The following is a 15865-nucleotide window of genomic DNA, read 5'->3' as shown; positions in this document are numbered from 1 at the left end:
GCGCCGACGTCATCGCCGCCAGCATCCACATAGTCAAAGCTAAACTCTGTTATCGAGTCGGTTGTTTCAGCATTACTGATCGTGCCATTATTCGGGCCAAGGTACGTCCCGAATTGGCCGGTCCTGTCTGTTGAGTCGCTTGCATAGACCGTGAAGTCGCCAGACATACTGAACCCGATGGTGTCATCACCATTGTCGGTCAGCGTGATCAGAATACCAGCGTCTGCAACAGTGGTCAGTCCTGAAATGAACAGCAGTAAAAGCGGAAGTTGAAAGTGAGCAAACATGTTGAAAAAACTCCAATTAAACCCTGTTGTTTAACACACCGTGTTGATATACATATAGGGGTAAGAATTAGCCAATGCACAGACTCCGTAAAGTATGCCTACAAGCGTGGCTCTGGAAGTCTGGGGTAATTGTAGGGATTTTAGCATATTGAAAAGGGGTTTTCAACGGATTTACGACGAATGAAATCAAAAGGGGAGTGGTCATAGGGAGACCAAGTGCATGAATGTTGTCAGGGACGAATAGCACTGCTGCTGTCTTCTTCAGTGTTGTTAGGCTGCCACGGTTAACTCTGCCTTGACAACGCTCCTCGGCTTAGTCAGTAACGCAATTACCTTTGGTCTTCGCTTGTTAGCGGGCGATACGACCGCATCCCGAAATCGCATCTGGCTGATTCGCCGTATTTTGTGGCGGATGCAATCGCGCCAGTACGGCGGCCTTTCGCAAGCCCCGATCGACCGTGCGAGAGAATTGGCGTAAGGGGCCAACATGCGGGTCACGGCAGCGAGGCAGCGGACGCTTGCTACAGAATCCAACAACCATACCCGAACCGTGACGAAGCATTTCGGCCCGCGGTCACGTGTCCCGACTTCCCGGCACAAAAATCACCCGCCGATACAAAGGCTGGCTGATTGAAGTTTGTGTCTTGCGGGAAGGATTCGAACTGATCTAGGCCAACGAGGCTTGTCAAATAGCGCCATTATTTGCCAACCGTGGTATCCTTGCCAGATGGTTAGCCGTCAGGAGAAATCAGATGCCCAACTCAATTAACCTTTCACTCACCGATGAACTGCGAGCATTCGTCGACGCGAATTCCGGTGATGTTACTCATTACGCGACACCTAGCGAGTTTGTGCGTGATTTACTTCGGCAACAGAAAGTTCGCCAGGAGGCCACTGCGGCTCGTGATGCGATTCTTGGAGGCTATGAGGATGCTGCCGCAGGACGAACGGTCCCCTTCAAAGGTGATCTGCGAAGCCTGATGAAGAAGGTCAAGTAAGTGGCCAAGAAATCGGCGGGACCGTTCACTCTTTACCTGACCCAGAGGTCGCTGTGCGATCTTGTTGCGATCGAAGTCTTTTCCATAGAGCAGTTTGGAAAGTGAGTTGCCAATCAATACTTGGACAAACTGGAATCGCGGATCAACCGCTTGAGAGATAATCCTGAACTACTGCGTGAGGAACCGCCATTTCATAGCTCACTGAAATTCTATCGAGTCGAGAAGCATGTACTCGTCTGCGAGACTGGTGCGAAGGGAAAGATCATCGTCCTAACTCTCCTTCATGGGTCGATGGATATTCCCACCCGACTTGCAGAACTGGAGCCCACCCTGGTAACGGAAGTTGACCTTCTGCAGAAGAGACTCAAGTGAAGCGATAAAGTTTTATTTGGAAGAATGGCCGGATCCCCGGGTATCCCCCGTCATCCCACTAGCGATTCGGTGCGAGCAACTCATCCGGGACGGCGTGATCAAGAATCAGTCAGATCTGGCCCACTATGCCAAAGTGACCAGTGCCCGCATGACGCAGATCATGTGGCTGACCAACTTGGCCCCTGAGATTCAAGAGGCGATTCTGTTTCTGCCGCGCATCGAGTCCGGGCCGGGCATGGTCAAGGAGATCGACGTGCGGCGGATTCCCCATGGTTGTCTGGGCTAGTGATGGGAGTCGAGCAAGTGGGGCAAGTCCAGCTGGGCATGTCGAACTGCAGGTTTCGGATGAGCCTGCTCGGCCGTCGCAGTGTTACCTGAACCCGCTTGCCTGGTGAATAAACTCTTTAGATTTGCAGTGCGTTCAGCGTCTGTATACCGTTGCCTCTGGCACGCCCGAACTGTCTACTGATGGCGAATGAACCGAACATGCTGGAGATCTTTGCAATTCCGTACTTTGCGATCTCAGGAGTGCTGGTGTGGGCGATCTTTCAGCCGTTTTTTAAGAACGTCCGCTACGAGTCTCTTTCGCCGGCAAGTATCACGACGACGGATTTGTTGGCAACCGTTTTTCCTATCTGTGTCGTCCTCTCCTGTTCCCGCTGGGCGATTCCGGTTGATGGGCTGACCTTGGCTGTGCAGTTGATTGTCCTGGCAAGTGCGCTGGTTTACGCGGCGTTCGCCTTAGCTTTGGGGCTGTTCTTGTTGCCAGCCAAGACTCAGGTTTCGTTTTCCAAACGGATGGTCGTGGTGGCTTTGATCGCTCCGTTTGGCTTGCTGCTGACGATTGGATGGATCGGTTTGCTCATTTGGGCTGCGGTGTACTCCATGGTGTATCTCGCGCCCACTGCGGTCACCATCGTCGCATCAACCATTGGATTGCGGACCCTTGGTCATTGGGTCTGCGAATCCGACCCCACGACTGTTTCGAGTGAATGACGGATGGTCATCTGCCGTGGGTTCTTGCTTTTCTCTGCCGATTCGATAACGCCGAGATTCGCAAACTCTTGCAGGTAGTCGGAGACAGGGTCATCAAGATCCATCTTGCCTTGCTCCACTAATTGCATCGCGGCCAAACTCGTGATGGGTTTCGTCATCGAATAGATGCGAAAGATGGTGTCCCTATCGATCCGTTCACCTTTGTCAGCATCTTTGTAACCCCATGATCCATAAAACCTTTCGGCTTTGTCTTGTATTACTAAAGCGCTAGCGCCCACGATTCGGCCTTTCTTGACTGAATCCGTTAGAAACTGATCCAATGGGGCGAACGTACCTCTTCCTTGGTTATCGCCGACAACCTTTTCCTCACCGGTAGTAGGCGATGAAGAGATGACAGTTTGCAGAAGTAACAAAGTGATCAGAACCAGTATTTTAAACGTGGTGTTGGGTTTTTGCATATTGATAGCAGGATTGGCGATTAGAGATTGAGGACCATTGTATGAAGTGTCCCGCTGATGGTTAAAAGTTGAAGGATGGACTCCCGGAAGGCAGAATCCTGTCTTTCGCAATTTCTCAATTTTCGTCGGGTGCAACCGACGGGGAGTCCATCAATCAACGAAGCTAGTCTTTTACAATCTCTTTAGCAAGTTTCTGCATCCCAAACCGGCAAAGTCTTTCGTATTTTTTTGCGTTCCTAACCAGCATCGTGCTTCGTTCAATGACGAAGCCAGGGGAATGCCGGCAGCCTGTTGACGTGTCTCCCGTCGTGGATTGCATTGAACCCACGTAAGGGTGCCGTGCTTGGCTTGGTTCGTCCGGCAACGAGTGTAGAACACCTACGGCGTTCGGCAGTTTGATCGCAACGCTTTCCCAGGGTGCGCTTCGCGACCCTGGGCTGTGAGTATGGAACACCTACGGCGTTCGGCACAGACGTAGCGTGCCGTGCTTGCACGCACCAATGCATCGCAGGCGTTCGCTACAGACGTAGGGTGTCGTGCTTGCATGCACCAATGTTTTGAACCCACGTAGGGTGCCGTGGTTGGCTTGGTTCGTCCGGCAATGAGTGTAGAACACCTACGGCGTTCGGCAGTTTGATCGCAACGCTTTCCCAGGGTGCGCTTCGCGACCCTGGGCTGTGAGGATGGAACACCTACGGCGTTCGGCACAGACGTCGGGTGCCGTGCTTGCACGCACCAATGCATCGGAGGCGTTCACTACAGACTTCGGGTGCCGTGCTTGCACGGACTCTGCGAGGCTGTTTGCCCGACAACGACTGTCGAACTTCCTGCAGGAAATCCTTGTACGACATGAAGTGTGGCATCAGCGCTGGAAGACTACGCAACAAGGGGAATTGCGATAGGGACTGAGCGATGCTTTGGAAAACCATTGCACGCCAGGATCTGTACGACGAAGTCTGGTCTCGGGCAGGATGCCCGATCATTCATTCCTCGTCCTCTTCGAGTTGCCTGCTGCCTGTGAACGGGCCCCACTCGATGCGTTTCTCGTACTCCTTCGAGTTCCGGTAGGCAGCGGCGTCGTGATTCGGATTTGGTTTCGGGATGCGAGCGCCGACTTTGTCGAAGTAGCTCATCATGTCGTCGTACAGTCGCTGGTGTTCTTCTGGCTGTGTGTGTGCAATGTTATTGACTTCGCCCCTGTCCTCTGCCAGATCGAAGAGCATGGGGATGTCCGGTCGCTCGTAGAAGTGCAGTAGCTTGCGCGTGCCGGAGACGACGGCGGAGTGCGGCATGCTCGAACGGTAATGCGGGTAGTGGAAATAGAGGTTTCGCTTGAGGAACGTTTCGGTCGGCTCGTGGCCTTCCATGTAGGATGCAAGACTCATGCCGTCGATGTTTTTCAGTGTGGTCGGATCCCCACCGGCCCAGTCGACGAAGGTTGGCAGGAAATCGTAGTTGACAACGTTTCCTTCGAAGACAGAGCCCGCCTTGATGCCCGGCCCTCGGACAATCATTGGAACGCGAATGCCGCCCTGCCAGACCCACCACTTGGCGGCGTGGTGTGGCTGCTTGAGTCCATTTTTCAGCAGCAGTTCTTTGTGCCGGTAACCGTTATCGGACACCAGAACGACATAGGTGTTGTCCTCGATGCCCAACTCGCCGATGCGCTGCAGCACCGCACCGATGCATCCGTCAAGGTCGTCGCCCATCCCCAGCCAGATGGCCGGATCTTCTTTGCGTTTGATGGTCTCCGCCGTCTGTCCAATCTTCTGGTAGTAAGCCTGCACCAGTGGGTGACGGGTGTACTTTTCGCGTGTTGCCGGAAGGCATTCACGGCCTTCGTGCATCGCGTAATGTGAGACTTGCAGATAAAACGGTCGGCCGGCTTTGACCTGTTCACTCATGAAGCCAATTGCTTTTTCCGTGACGCTGAACATCAGTTTGGGATCGGTCAGGTCTTCGGGCAGACGCTGCTTTGCGCCGTCTGGCAGTGTGTTGCCCGGGGTGTTGCTGGTGTCGCCATCGTGCAGCACGTATCCCTCGTCGCCGGGATTGCCTCGCATGTGCCACTTGCCAAGATGAGCGCTGACATAGCCCAGCGGCTTGAGAGCTTCGGGGATCGTCACGGCGTCCGCGTCGATCGTCATGTCCGAGACGCAGGGAATCACGGGGAAGTCGGGGTAGCTTTTTTCGTCGAAGTAGTCCTGTCCGCGATCGTTCATGAACACGGTGAAACCGTTCCGCGGCGAGGATTGTCCGGTCTGCAGGCAAACGCGTGACGGAGAGCACTGCGGCGAGGCATACGCGCCGGTGAATTTCATTCCCTGGCGTGCCAGACGCTCGATGTTCGGCATTTGCAAGACCGGCATGCGCGAGTTCTCCATGCCGTCGTGCATGGGGACCGGAGTACCGTTCCACGCCCAGTCGTCAATAAACAGGAGGACGATGTTCGGCTTTTCTGCTGCGTACAGCATTCGAGGCATGCTGATAAAGAGCGCGGTAGTCACGATCCACGCAAGCACAAGTTGCAGAGGTTTCATGGTCAATTGCGTTATCTCGGTTGGCTCAGTCTGGTTTGGCGATGGCGTTTGCGTCGAGTCATGGACATCGACCTCAGGGGTTGAATTTTACTCTCCAACTGCGAAATTTCAAAGCAATCGAGGGGAGGACGTTTGTTCTTGCCCCTTCCGAGCTAAGGAAGTAAGCATCCTTGTGGGACTGCCAGCTTGGGGATTTCTTGGTGTCCCAGTTCTTATTCAGTCCTGTGGTTGCAGGCCTGGTGGGCCGTCAAGCACACTGTCTAAGTTTTCAGAAAGTGCAACAATGGCTTCCCAATCACTGGAGATAATGTCTTGAGAGTGTGCTAGGTTGTTCCTGAGTTTCTCCAGCATCTTTGCAGCTTTTTCCAATTGGTTTCGGGATTCAAACCGGGTCATCTTTCGCAATTCAGTCTGACGTGCAACGATTTGCGCTTTGTCCGAAAACTGCAAGCAGTCCGCCAAGGTCAATTCTTGACTGCGGCGTTTGCGTTCCTCAAGTAATTGTTCGGCCTTTTGGATGCGTCCGGCGGACAGGTACTCTTTCCACGATTCTTCGTCACAGCAACGCTCAATCAGGTGGTTAAAACGCATTTCGATCAAGGTGACCATACCAAATAGCCACATGCGGACCGGAGGTTTTTGAAGGTCGCTGCGACTGACGATTCCACCGACTTGTCCCAGTACGGAGACAAACAGTCGTCGCCTTTGTCTCAGGCGTAAGACGACTTCGGGAATCGGTGACGAGTCCAGGATGACCATTTCATCGACGAACGGTTGCATGTAATCGGCGCAGGTTCCGTCAGCTAACTCGGCACGTTCGATATACCCTCGCATGCGACCGTCGATGCGGAGGCCAACAATTTCCAGTCGCTGCGCATGCATGAGCTGCAGAACATCTTGCGCGGGTGTGTTGGCGTCGAAAGAGACCAGCGATTCGGCAATGTCGTGCACCACGAATGCTTGCTGGAAGACCCTGCGGAGGGATTTGACGGTGGATGAGCTGAGAGTCATTTGCAGAGTGGCCTTTTAGTGCCTTGAGAATGAAGACGCATCGGGTGATCGAATTGGGGCAATCGATTGCGCGACCGGCAACGCGAGGTGACACATGCAGGGAGCAGGTGACAGCTTCGCTGGTAAAACGTTGCGACGAGCCAAGGAATGTTTTAAGCAGTGAAATGTTTTGTGCTGCGTCATTTCTACTTGTTTAGCGAATGCCCGAAGCGTCAGTAACTGGGCACGTTCGAAATTTGTCGCATTGACGGATGCTGGACTCGATTCGGATGTTGGGCATCGATGATGACCAACGTTTCAGCACGTCAACCGCCCGCCCAGGATCCTCAGTTTTCTCCCGGCGCCATGGATTTCCTTTGTTCTTGAACTTTGATTGCAATGCATTCCTAGAGCCCTATAATATCGACAGAACGGATGGGGTTTAGTGTCGTTCAGAGACGCTCCCAATTTTGTCTACCAATCTGAGTGAACGTTGAGATGTCGCTTCGCAATGATCGTGTCTTGTTTGTCCCTTGGAATCGAAATCAAGCGGGTAGTTTCGCGACGGAGCATACCGAGGAGGATCGGCAGCGCAGTCACCACAAGCGAAAATGGACTGTTGTTTGTCTAGACTCTCCAGGAAAGCCACTGGCGAAGGTTGGCGTGGGAATCGGCACTCGAATTCATGTTGTTGGACACGGCGCAATTGGTGATCCGGAGATCGCTGCTGATCACGGTACAGGTGGTGCTGACAAGAGCTATCAGGAAGTGGTGGATGCCATGTTTGCTCAAGGGCTCAAGAAACGGTACATCGGTACGGTTGCCTGTGACATCTGTTATAGCGCTTTGGGTAAACCTTCGTTTGCGAAAATGTTAGCGAAGGAATTATTCAGCCGTGGCGTGCGAGCGAGTTGCGTGCTTGGCTACAAGGGACCGCTCTATTCAACTTATGACGATTTCTATGCTGATGGTTCGGACATGGGTGGCAAGTATGGCCATCGAATGGTTGAACTTGATGGGGTCGAAGTGAAATCGCGTAAAGCTCAAGAGCGTTTCTTTGGCTGGACATGATCGCGGTTTGTTTTTTCGGAACGCGTTGACTGCGGAATCGATCCGTTTCGCGTTCCCTCGCTCAACAGGCTTGGTTGTGATTTCAGCCAGCCTTGGTCGCTAAGCGTCACTGATACAAGTTTGGTTTCTTGCCAAACTTCTGGTCGAGAGTCTGATGCTCTGTGTAACGCGACGCGTCGTCTTGCAGCATGCTCGCTGTCTTTTTTCGGGAGTCACTCCTTGCACCATTCTGTTGGCTTACGGCTTGTTTGTTGGTTATTGTTTGCGTCGCTGTTGACGATTCCTGTTTGTGACTCGCATGCGGATTCACAACCGCCGAATGTGTTGTTCATTGCTGTTGATGATTTGAATGACTGGATAGGCTGTCTCGGCGGTCATCCTCAGGCACGAACACCAAACATTGATCGACTGGCAGCCAGTGGGACGCTGTTCACGAATGCTCACTGTGCTGCGCCAGCTTGCAATCCATCGCGGACCGCGATCATGACTGGCATCTCGCCTCATCAGTCGGGCTTGTATGGAAATGGGCAAAAGATGCGTGACATTTTGCCCGATGCTGTTCTCTTGCCGCGTTACTTTGCTAACCATGGCTATCGTGCGAACGGTTCTGGAAAGCTACTGCATTACTTCATCGATGCGCAATCCTGGGATGAGTACTTCCCGGCCAAAGAGACCGAGGATCCTTTCCCGCGCACGGTGTACCCCAAGCAACGTCCCGTCAGTCTGCCGCGTGGCGGGCCTTGGCAGTACATCGAAACCGACTGGGGAGCCCTCGATGTCAGCGACCAAGAATTCGGTGGCGATTGGGCGGTGTCACAGTGGGTCGGTCAGCAACTTCAGCGCAAGCATCAGCAACCCTTTTTCTTGGCCTGTGGGATTTATCGGCCACATGAGCCTTGGTTTGTTCCAGCGAAGTATTTTGAGCCGTTTCCGTTAAATGAGATTCAGTTGCCGCCAGGCTTTAAGCAGGATGACTTGAGCGATGTGCCGCCGGGAGGTTTGAAGTTGCGCGATGTTCCCTACTTCTCGCACATCCGCAAACACAATCAGTGGAAACAGGCCATTCAGGGTTACTTGGCGTCCATCGCCTTTGCAGACGCCATGATCGGACGCGTGCTGGATGCGCTTGATCAGGGGCCCAACCGCGACAACACGATCGTGGTCCTATGGAGTGACCACGGTTGGCATTTGGGCGAGAAGATGCGTTGGCAAAAGTTTACCGGTTGGCGGGTTTCAACCCGCGTCCCGTTAATTGTCCGTGTGCCTAAGGGGACGCCCGGCCTGCCTCATGGAACGCTTTCGGGAACCCAGTGCGACAGGCCAGTCGGTTTGCTGAGTTTGTACCCGACGCTGACTGAGTTGGCAGGGCTTCCGGCCAAAGCGGATCTCGATGGGCCAAGTTTGCTGCCGTTGCTGCAAGACACAAAATCGGATTGGCCGCACGTTGCTCTCACCTACTTGCAGGAGCCCGGTAGTTTTGGGCTGAGTGCGCAGCGTTGGCGATACATTCACTACGCCCAGGGTGGGGATGAGTTATATGACATTCAAAACGATCCTTATGAGTGGGTGAATCTAGCAAAGTCGCCGGAGCATCAGGGCGTTTTGCAGGAGTTGCGCGAGCGAGCGCCCAAAACATTTGCGTCTGTCGCGCGTGCGAAGAACGAAACGCTCCAAGAGTTGACTTGGTTCCCTGGTGACGGTTCGGCACGTGTTAAGTCGACTCCGCATGGCCATGAGTGTGAGATCATGATCACCAATCGCATGGCGGCAGGCGTCGACATGTACGTTGTCAACCGCGAAGGGAATTGGGAATCCCGAGGTTCGATCCAGAGTGGGTGGCGGTTCAGTCGCCGAACACAACCCGGGACCGTTTGGATCATCACGGACAGTGATAAGCATGTCCACGGGCACTTCGTCATCGGCCAGGGCGGCAGCAAAGTCACGATCCCGGCTGCATTGAATGAACAATAGCATGGTTGACGTCAGGGTAGCCAAAAATCAGTCTGGCTGGTTGTGATTGGAGTGTTCTGGCACACATGATGTCTAGCTTGTTGACTTGCTCATCATGGGCCTGAGAGACAGCGAGGTCCTGCGTACTGATTGATCGGCACCACATCCTGTCGTTGTGGTGTTGACGATCCCCATCGGCTTTGACGCGCAAGAGCGGTTCTCTAGTCAAGGCGTGGCCTAACCTGGTCCGCCTTCGCAGCAAGTCTCGCAGATTGTGTGGCAGCGAGAGCATTGAAGCTTCTGGCGAATCTCCATCAGTTGTCCGCCGCAGACCGGGCAGGCCGCGCGGCACGATTGCGGCTGTTTCTGTTCATCTTGTTGTTGCATCGAATTGTCCTGACTCACGTGTTTCACCATCCGTTCGCGTGTCGATGTTCCACCCGGTTGCGAGGGTGCTTGTGATAGATGCAGTGATTGTCGCAGGTCTTGCTGGTTTGTCCAGCAGAGTCAGTGAGCAACGGATCAGCTGGTGCCAGAGCACGCAACCTGCCGCAGCCAGCGACGCCCCTATGCCAGGATGTCTTTGGCGACGACGCCGGCGACATCGGTTAAGCGAAAGTCCCGTCCCGCGTATCGATACGTCAGGCGTTGATGGTTCAAACCCAGCAGGTGCAAGATAGTTGCATGAAGGTCATGAACGTGCATTTTGTTTTCCGCGGCGTAGTAGCCATAGTCATCAGTGGCCCCGTAAGCAAAGCCACCCTTTACGCCACCGCCAGCCATCCACATCGTGAATCCGTGGGGATTATGGTCTCGACCATTGTTCCCTTGTGAAGTCGGTGTGCGACCGAACTCTCCGCCCCATAACACCAAGGTGTCTTCCAGCAAACCGCGTGACTCAAGGTCTTGCAACAAGCCCGCGATGGGACGATCAACTTCGGCCGCGTTCTTGGTGTGGCCTTGGTACAGATTGCTATGTTGATCCCATTGCACAAAACTATCGCTGTGCGTGACTTGGACAAAACGCACGTCTCGTTCTAAAAAGCGACGGGCCATCAGGCATTGTCTGCCAAAGTCCTCGGTCACCGCGTCGTCGATCCCATACAGGCTGCGCGTGGTGGTGGTTTCCTGTGACAGATCCTGGATCTCCGGCATGGCCGTCTGCATACGAAACGCGAGCTCAAACGAATTCAGCCGGCTATCGAGAGCCTCTTGAGCATCGGTTGATTCTTGAAACGGCTGGCTAAGGTTCCGAATCAAATCAATCTGCTCACGCTGCTGTTGCAAGGAGAGGTGAGGGTTGTCGATGTATTTCACGTTTGCCTGTGTTGCTGGCAAGCTGGCGTTTCCGATCGGTGTTCCCTGGCAATGCGACGGCAAAAACGCTGAACCCCAATTGTTGACGCCCCCGTGCGCTAACGTGGGACAGATAGTGATGAATCCCGGCAAGTTTTGATTTTCGGTTCCCAGACCGTAAGTGATCCAGGATCCAAAACTGGGGCGGACCAGCTGTTCGGCACCGGTGTGCAGTTTCAACGCCGCCGCACCATGGGCGGGATTGGTGCCGTGAACGGATCGCAGGACACAAAGCTTATCGCTCTGTTTGGCGATTTGCGGAAACAGTTCGCTGACCGGCAGCCCGCTGTCGCCATGTTGTTGAAATTTCCACGGGGAACGCAGCAAGTTGCCTTGCTTGGCGAACGTGACTTTCGGGCCCGCGAAGGGAAGTGGCTTGCCGTGATCTCGATCCAATAAGGGTTTGGGGTCGAAGGTGTCGACGTGTGAAGGGCCTCCCTTCATGAACAGAAACACAATCCGTTTTGCTCGCGGCTTAAAATGCGGTTGTCGTGCAATCAGGGGATTCTCAGATGTCGCTTCGCCAGCCAGCAGTGCCTGCATCGCCAGACCGCCAAAGCCGATGGCAGACTGTTGCAGGATTTGACGGCGCGTTTTGGGAAGCAGAAAGCTCACTGGTGTTGTTCCGGTTCGTTGACGTTTAATTCACGTACATGAATTCGTGGCTGCACAGAATAGCTTGGCAAAGCATTGCCAGTCGCTGCACAGGGTTGGCGATGTCTTTTTCTAAGAAAGCGGTTGCCAGTCGCCGTTCGTGTTCGTTTGGAGATCGTGCCAAACAACGAGAGTAGAGCTCACGGATCTGTGACACGGTGCTGTGGGGCGAATCACGGGTGATGCGTCTTGCCAGCGCCGTCGCTGAATCCAAGATCAGAGGATCATTCAAAAGCACCAATGCCTGCGGGGCAACAGTGGTCTGACTGCGGACGCCCGTTGGCATGGTTGGATCGGGGTAATCAAACTCGGTAAACAGGCTGTATAAATTGTTGCGAATCACCGGCAAGTAAACCGCACGTCGAAGGCTGTCATACGTGGTGTGGTCTTCGGAGGTGTGATTGAAGACGAATTGTCGATTGCGCAGCGGTAGTGTTTTCCCGCCCACCGACGGATCTAGCCGGCCACAGACGGAAAGGATCGCATCACGAATCTGTTCGGCCTGCAGACGCCGCAGGTTCTGTCGCCAGTGGAGTTGATTCTTTGGGTCGATGCTCTGGCAATGAGAGGCGTCGGCATGGGTGGATGCCATTTGCCACGTCGAGGAGTTCAGAATGATGCGGTGCAGCGCTTTCACGGACCAACCGGATCGGACAAAGTAGGCTGCCAGCCAGTCCAGCAACGGTTGGTTCGCAGGCCGTTGGCCCATGACGCCAAAGTTCTCAGTGCTGGCGACCAGGCCCTGGCCGAAGTGCCAAGCCCAAACTCGATTCACCATCACGCGGGCAGTCAGCGGATGTTCGGGTGCAGCGATCCACTGTGCAAGTTCCAACCGACCGCTGGCGTTGTCCGGAAAGGCAACGGGCTGGTTCGACCAACGCATGACTTCAGGAAATCCACGCTGGACCGCCGCGCCGGGATTGTGGTGGCTGCCGCGAATCATCACTGGCATCGTGTTGGTGATTTCGCCGTCACAGACACCCATCAGTTCTGGCAGATCGGGCGCCGTGGTTTCAAAGGCTCGCGCGATGGACAGTAAGCGATGATGCTCGGTGAGCGTTTCCGAATCAAAGGCAAACGCATCGACACTGGGCACCGCTAAGAACCCCGAGTGATCGTCAAGCGCCGCCCGTGCGGCTTCCAGCGTTGGATCAGTCAACCGCTTGGTCTTGGGGGTCTGTTGTTGCGCTTGGGCGAATGCGTCTTCTGCGTGTTCGAACAGTTCCGAGTAATGTTTTCGCAGCGCATCAGGAGTGGCTTCCTTGGCCAAGCGATGCCAGTCCTTAAAGAAAGGATCTTCGCGATGGAATTCCAGGTGACTGCGACAATGCAATAAGACTCGCGGGTGCAAGTTCAGTGGTTGAGCGATTTTGTCGACCTGTTTAAGACTGGCATTCGGTTCAAAGTGCAAACAGGCGACCAGATAATCGGCCGCTTGGGTTCGAGCCTGTTGCCGCAGTTCACTAATGGCCTTGTTTCGGAAGCTGGATGCCGCAGATTTTAATGCTGCAAGCTGTTTGTCGACTGCGGCGATACGTTCCTTGTCTTGATCGGAACCGACCGAGTGTTCGTACCAAAACTTGATGGCGCCATTCTTTCGCTCGCCAAACGTTTGGGTGCTGCGAAAGATGGCGGCCAGAGAGTAATAGTCGGTCTGCTTGATGGGATCAAACTTATGGTCGTGACAACGAACGCAGCCCAGGGTCATACCCAGGAAAGCTTTGCCCACGGTATCAAGCTGTTCGTCGATGGTGTCCAGATGCAGTTTTTCAATATCCGGTTCGGCTAAGACTTTCGGCCCCAACTGCAAGAAGCCTGTTGCCGTGATCGTTTCGTCGCTTGCAGCAGGAAGAAGATCACCGGCGAGTTGTTCGATCAGAAAACGGTCATAAGGTTTATCAGCATTGAAGGCGTCAATCACATAGTCCCGATACCGCCAAGCGTTCCCGAAACCAATGTTCTCGTCCAGTCCATTCGAATCGGCATATCGAGCGACATCTAGCCAATGCCGTCCCCAGTGCTGACCATGGTGGTGCGAGGCCAACAGTCGCTCAATCACTTTGCAAAATGCGTTTGCAGATTCATCCGAGAGATAGTCCGCCACCTGTTGCTCGGTCGCCGGTAAACCGATCAGATCTTGGGTGGCGCGACGGATCAATGTCGACTTGTCGGCGGGCGGGGCGGGATCAAGTCCTTGCTGTTGAAGTTGCTGAAGCACAAACGCGTCAATCGGTGTTTGCACGAAGGCCGAATCAATGCGTGGGATGGGTGGAGCAACGACCGGTTGAAAGGACCAAAACTGACGGCCTTCTGCAACGCTCATGCCTTGCGGTCCCTCGGTTTCGCCCGGTGCTGTGGTCCGGGGATCAGGGGCTCCCATTTTGATCCATCGTTTCAGGGTCGTTTGCTGTGCCACTGGGATCGCGTTTTGCGGTGGCATCTGCAATTGACGATCCAGATACTCAATTGCTTTGATCAACAAGCTCTCATGTGGCTTCCCTTTGACGATCGCGGGTCCACTGTCTCCACCTGCGACAATCCCTTGTTGCCAGTCCAGCCGGAGTCCACCTTGGACGTCCATCTCTGCGGAGTGACACTCGTAGCAATGCTCGACCAGAATTGGCCGGACTTGTTTTTCAAAGAACTCGATGCCTTGATCTGCAGCCGCAGCGTTGCCAGCGATCACTGCGACAAGCAACGGAAGCATTAAGAAACGAGGCATGACGGGGTCTACTGAGTCGGGCGAACGGAACAGAGGCTTGGCGAGAGGCGATGATGAACCGTTAGGCAAACAGTTCATGGGCAACCTTGCCGCCTTGAGGACCCGTCAAACGGTGGTCGCGTCCCTGATACCAATAGGATAATTCGTTGGCGGGCAAACCCATCGCGTGCAGGATCGTGGCATGCAAATCGCGGAAATGAACACGCCCTTCGACTGCTTTGTTGCCGGTGGTGTTGGTTTTGCCGTGCACGTACCCGGACTTCATGCCGCCACCGGCAAACCAGAACGTGAAACCAGCTGGGTTGTGTCCGGTTTCGTTCTTCTTGTTCTCCGGCGTCAAACCTGGACGACCAAATTCGCCACCCCAGATCACCAAGGTCTCCTCTAGCAAGCCACGCTGTTGAAGGTCATCGAGCAGTGCCGCAATCGGAGCATCGGTTGCAGCGCAGTTGGCCGCCAAGTCGCGGCGATGATTTTTGTGCTGGTCCCAGCTACCGTGATTGAGTTCAATGAACCGGACTCCCGCTTCAGCAAATCGGCGTGCAAGCAAGCACTGACGACCAAAATCACTGTCTTTGCAGGTGCCCACTGATTTGGCTTGTTGCCCGACCCGGTAACGGTCCAGCGTTGCCTGTGTTTCATCACTTAAGTCCAACAAGCCCGGTGCGGAGGTCTGCATGCGAAAGCCAAGCTCCATGGACTGGATGACACTTTCTAGGTTGTCGTCAATGGGCCGCTGAGTGCGATGTCCACGGTTCAACTGTTGCACAAAATCAAGTTGTTGGCGTTTGGCTGCCAGCGGCAAGTGGTCACTGGCAATATTGGCCAATGTTGCGGCGGACATGTCTTCGCCATTGACACCAATAGGAGTGCCATTGTGAATCGATGGCAAAAACGCACTGGAGTAGACCGAGGTTTTGGAGGTGTTCAGGGAGATAAAGCCCGGCAGGTTTTCGTTCTCCGATCCCAGCCCATAGGAGATCCAAGATCCCAAACTAGGTCGCACACGAAGTCGTTCGCCAGTATGCAATTGCAAGAACGATTGAGCGTGGATGCCGGTGTCAGCGTGCATCCCATGAAGCATGCAGAGTTTATCAACGTGTTTGGCGGTCTCTGGTAACAGGTCGGAAACCCACATGCCCGATTCGCCATGCTGGGCAAAATTAACGACCGATCCGGGGTGCGGCTTGTTTCCCGTTTGTGGCTTGTAGTCAAACGTATCCAATTGAGCCGGACCACCGGACATGCAAAGAAAGATCACTCGCTTGGCAGTGGCCGAGGGGTGAGATCCCTGTGAGGCCTGAGACTTGGTTGCCGGCGGCGCTGCGCTGGCAGTGTCTGAAATCAGTGCCGGTTGGTTCGCAAGGACTTGCTGGCGACACAGTGCTTGCAGTGCGAGAGAGCCGAATCCACAGGATGTCGATTGCAGCAACTGTCTTCGTGAGAAACGCATCAGTGTGCCCGTGAAGTA

13 protein-coding genes are annotated in these 15865 nt (G+C 54.3%); 6 read left to right on the top strand and 7 right to left on the bottom strand.

Features of this window, described 5'->3' with window-relative positions; genetic code table 11:
• On the bottom strand, positions 1-287 hold a 287-nt coding region (locus SV7mr_RS14035), incomplete at its 3' end, for a hypothetical protein (protein ID WP_419187377.1).
• A 752-nt stretch (positions 288-1039) separates the two neighbouring features.
• On the opposite strand from SV7mr_RS14035, the gene SV7mr_RS14025 reads away from it, so the two are divergent.
• From SV7mr_RS14025 to SV7mr_RS14010, 4 genes are all read left to right on the top strand, one after another.
• Positions 1040-1285: a ribbon-helix-helix domain-containing protein gene (locus SV7mr_RS14025; protein ID WP_145273220.1), complete on the top strand. Its 246-nt coding sequence runs from the start codon at positions 1040-1042 to the stop codon at positions 1283-1285.
• Positions 1286-1405: 120 nt separating this feature from the next.
• Positions 1406-1657, top strand: a complete 252-nt coding sequence (locus tag SV7mr_RS14020) for a type II toxin-antitoxin system RelE/ParE family toxin (RefSeq protein WP_145273216.1) — start codon at positions 1406-1408, stop codon at positions 1655-1657.
• A 94-nt stretch (positions 1658-1751) separates the two neighbouring features.
• Complete coding sequence (locus tag SV7mr_RS14015; protein ID WP_145273213.1) at positions 1752-1943, top strand: hypothetical protein; 192 nt, start codon at positions 1752-1754, stop codon at positions 1941-1943.
• Positions 1944-2125: 182 nt separating this feature from the next.
• On the top strand, positions 2126-2653 hold the full coding sequence (locus SV7mr_RS14010; protein ID WP_419187376.1) for a hypothetical protein: 528 nt from the start codon (positions 2126-2128) through the stop codon (positions 2651-2653).
• Here SV7mr_RS14010 and SV7mr_RS14005 read toward each other — a convergent pair.
• From SV7mr_RS14005 to SV7mr_RS13995, 3 genes are all read right to left on the bottom strand, one after another.
• Positions 2608-3111, bottom strand: a complete 504-nt coding sequence (locus SV7mr_RS14005; protein WP_145273207.1) for a serine hydrolase domain-containing protein — start codon at positions 3109-3111, stop codon at positions 2608-2610. The two genes, SV7mr_RS14010 and SV7mr_RS14005, sit on opposite strands and share 46 nt — an antisense overlap.
• 983 nt (positions 3112-4094) lie before the next feature.
• Positions 4095-5585, bottom strand: a complete 1491-nt coding sequence (locus SV7mr_RS14000; RefSeq protein WP_145278440.1) for a sulfatase-like hydrolase/transferase — start codon at positions 5583-5585, stop codon at positions 4095-4097.
• Positions 5586-5867: 282 nt separating this feature from the next.
• The gene (locus SV7mr_RS13995; protein WP_145273204.1) at positions 5868-6662 is read right to left on the bottom strand and encodes a CBS domain-containing protein; all 795 of its coding nucleotides are present in this window, start codon (positions 6660-6662) and stop codon (positions 5868-5870) included.
• Positions 6663-7139: 477 nt separating this feature from the next.
• On the opposite strand from SV7mr_RS13995, the gene SV7mr_RS13990 reads away from it, so the two are divergent.
• Complete coding sequence (locus SV7mr_RS13990; RefSeq protein ID WP_145273201.1) at positions 7140-7712, top strand: hypothetical protein; 573 nt, start codon at positions 7140-7142, stop codon at positions 7710-7712.
• 219 nt (positions 7713-7931) lie between these two features.
• Positions 7932-9683: a sulfatase gene (locus tag SV7mr_RS13985; RefSeq protein ID WP_419187375.1), complete on the top strand. Its 1752-nt coding sequence runs from the start codon at positions 7932-7934 to the stop codon at positions 9681-9683.
• A 546-nt stretch (positions 9684-10229) separates the two neighbouring features.
• On the opposite strand, the gene SV7mr_RS13980 is transcribed toward SV7mr_RS13985, so the two are convergent.
• The 3 genes from SV7mr_RS13980 to SV7mr_RS13970 all read right to left on the bottom strand — a co-directional run bounded on the left by SV7mr_RS13980 (position 10230) and on the right by SV7mr_RS13970 (position 15847).
• Positions 10230-11561: a DUF1501 domain-containing protein gene (locus tag SV7mr_RS13980; protein ID WP_145278435.1), complete on the bottom strand. Its 1332-nt coding sequence runs from the start codon at positions 11559-11561 to the stop codon at positions 10230-10232.
• Between the two features lie 97 nt (positions 11562-11658).
• Positions 11659-14394: a PSD1 and planctomycete cytochrome C domain-containing protein gene (locus tag SV7mr_RS13975; RefSeq protein ID WP_419187374.1), complete on the bottom strand. Its 2736-nt coding sequence runs from the start codon at positions 14392-14394 to the stop codon at positions 11659-11661.
• Between the two features lie 61 nt (positions 14395-14455).
• Positions 14456-15847: a DUF1501 domain-containing protein gene (locus tag SV7mr_RS13970; protein WP_145273195.1), complete on the bottom strand. Its 1392-nt coding sequence runs from the start codon at positions 15845-15847 to the stop codon at positions 14456-14458.
• Between the last annotated feature and the right edge of the window lie 18 nt (positions 15848-15865).

Source organism: Stieleria bergensis, from assembly GCA_007745635.1.
Classification (GTDB): domain Bacteria; phylum Planctomycetota; class Planctomycetia; order Pirellulales; family Pirellulaceae; genus Stieleria; species Stieleria bergensis.
The sequence above is the reverse complement of the archived record's forward strand: the minus strand, read 5'-3'. Positions and strand labels throughout refer to the sequence as shown.

Bases quoted from the DNA above. Each gene is read 5' to 3' on its own strand.
- SV7mr_RS14025 (WP_145273220.1), top strand. From the start codon at position 1,040: ATGCCCAACTCAATTAACCTTTCACTCACCGATGAACTGCGAGCATTC.
- SV7mr_RS14010 (WP_419187376.1), top strand. From the start codon at position 2,126: ATGGCGAATGAACCGAACATGCTGGAGATCTTTGCAATTCCGTACTTT.
- SV7mr_RS14005 (WP_145273207.1), bottom strand. From the start codon at position 3,111: ATGCAAAAACCCAACACCACGTTTAAAATACTGGTTCTGATCACTTTG.
- SV7mr_RS14000 (WP_145278440.1), bottom strand. From the start codon at position 5,585: ATGCTGTACGCAGCAGAAAAGCCGAACATCGTCCTCCTGTTTATTGAC.
- SV7mr_RS13995 (WP_145273204.1), bottom strand. From the start codon at position 6,662: ATGACTCTCAGCTCATCCACCGTCAAATCCCTCCGCAGGGTCTTCCAG.
- SV7mr_RS13990 (WP_145273201.1), top strand. From the start codon at position 7,140: ATGTCGCTTCGCAATGATCGTGTCTTGTTTGTCCCTTGGAATCGAAAT.
- SV7mr_RS13980 (WP_145278435.1), bottom strand. From the start codon at position 11,561: ATGCAGGCACTGCTGGCTGGCGAAGCGACATCTGAGAATCCCCTGATT.
- SV7mr_RS13975 (WP_419187374.1), bottom strand. From the start codon at position 14,394: ATGCCTCGTTTCTTAATGCTTCCGTTGCTTGTCGCAGTGATCGCTGGC.
- SV7mr_RS13970 (WP_145273195.1), bottom strand. From the start codon at position 15,847: ATGCGTTTCTCACGAAGACAGTTGCTGCAATCGACATCCTGTGGATTC.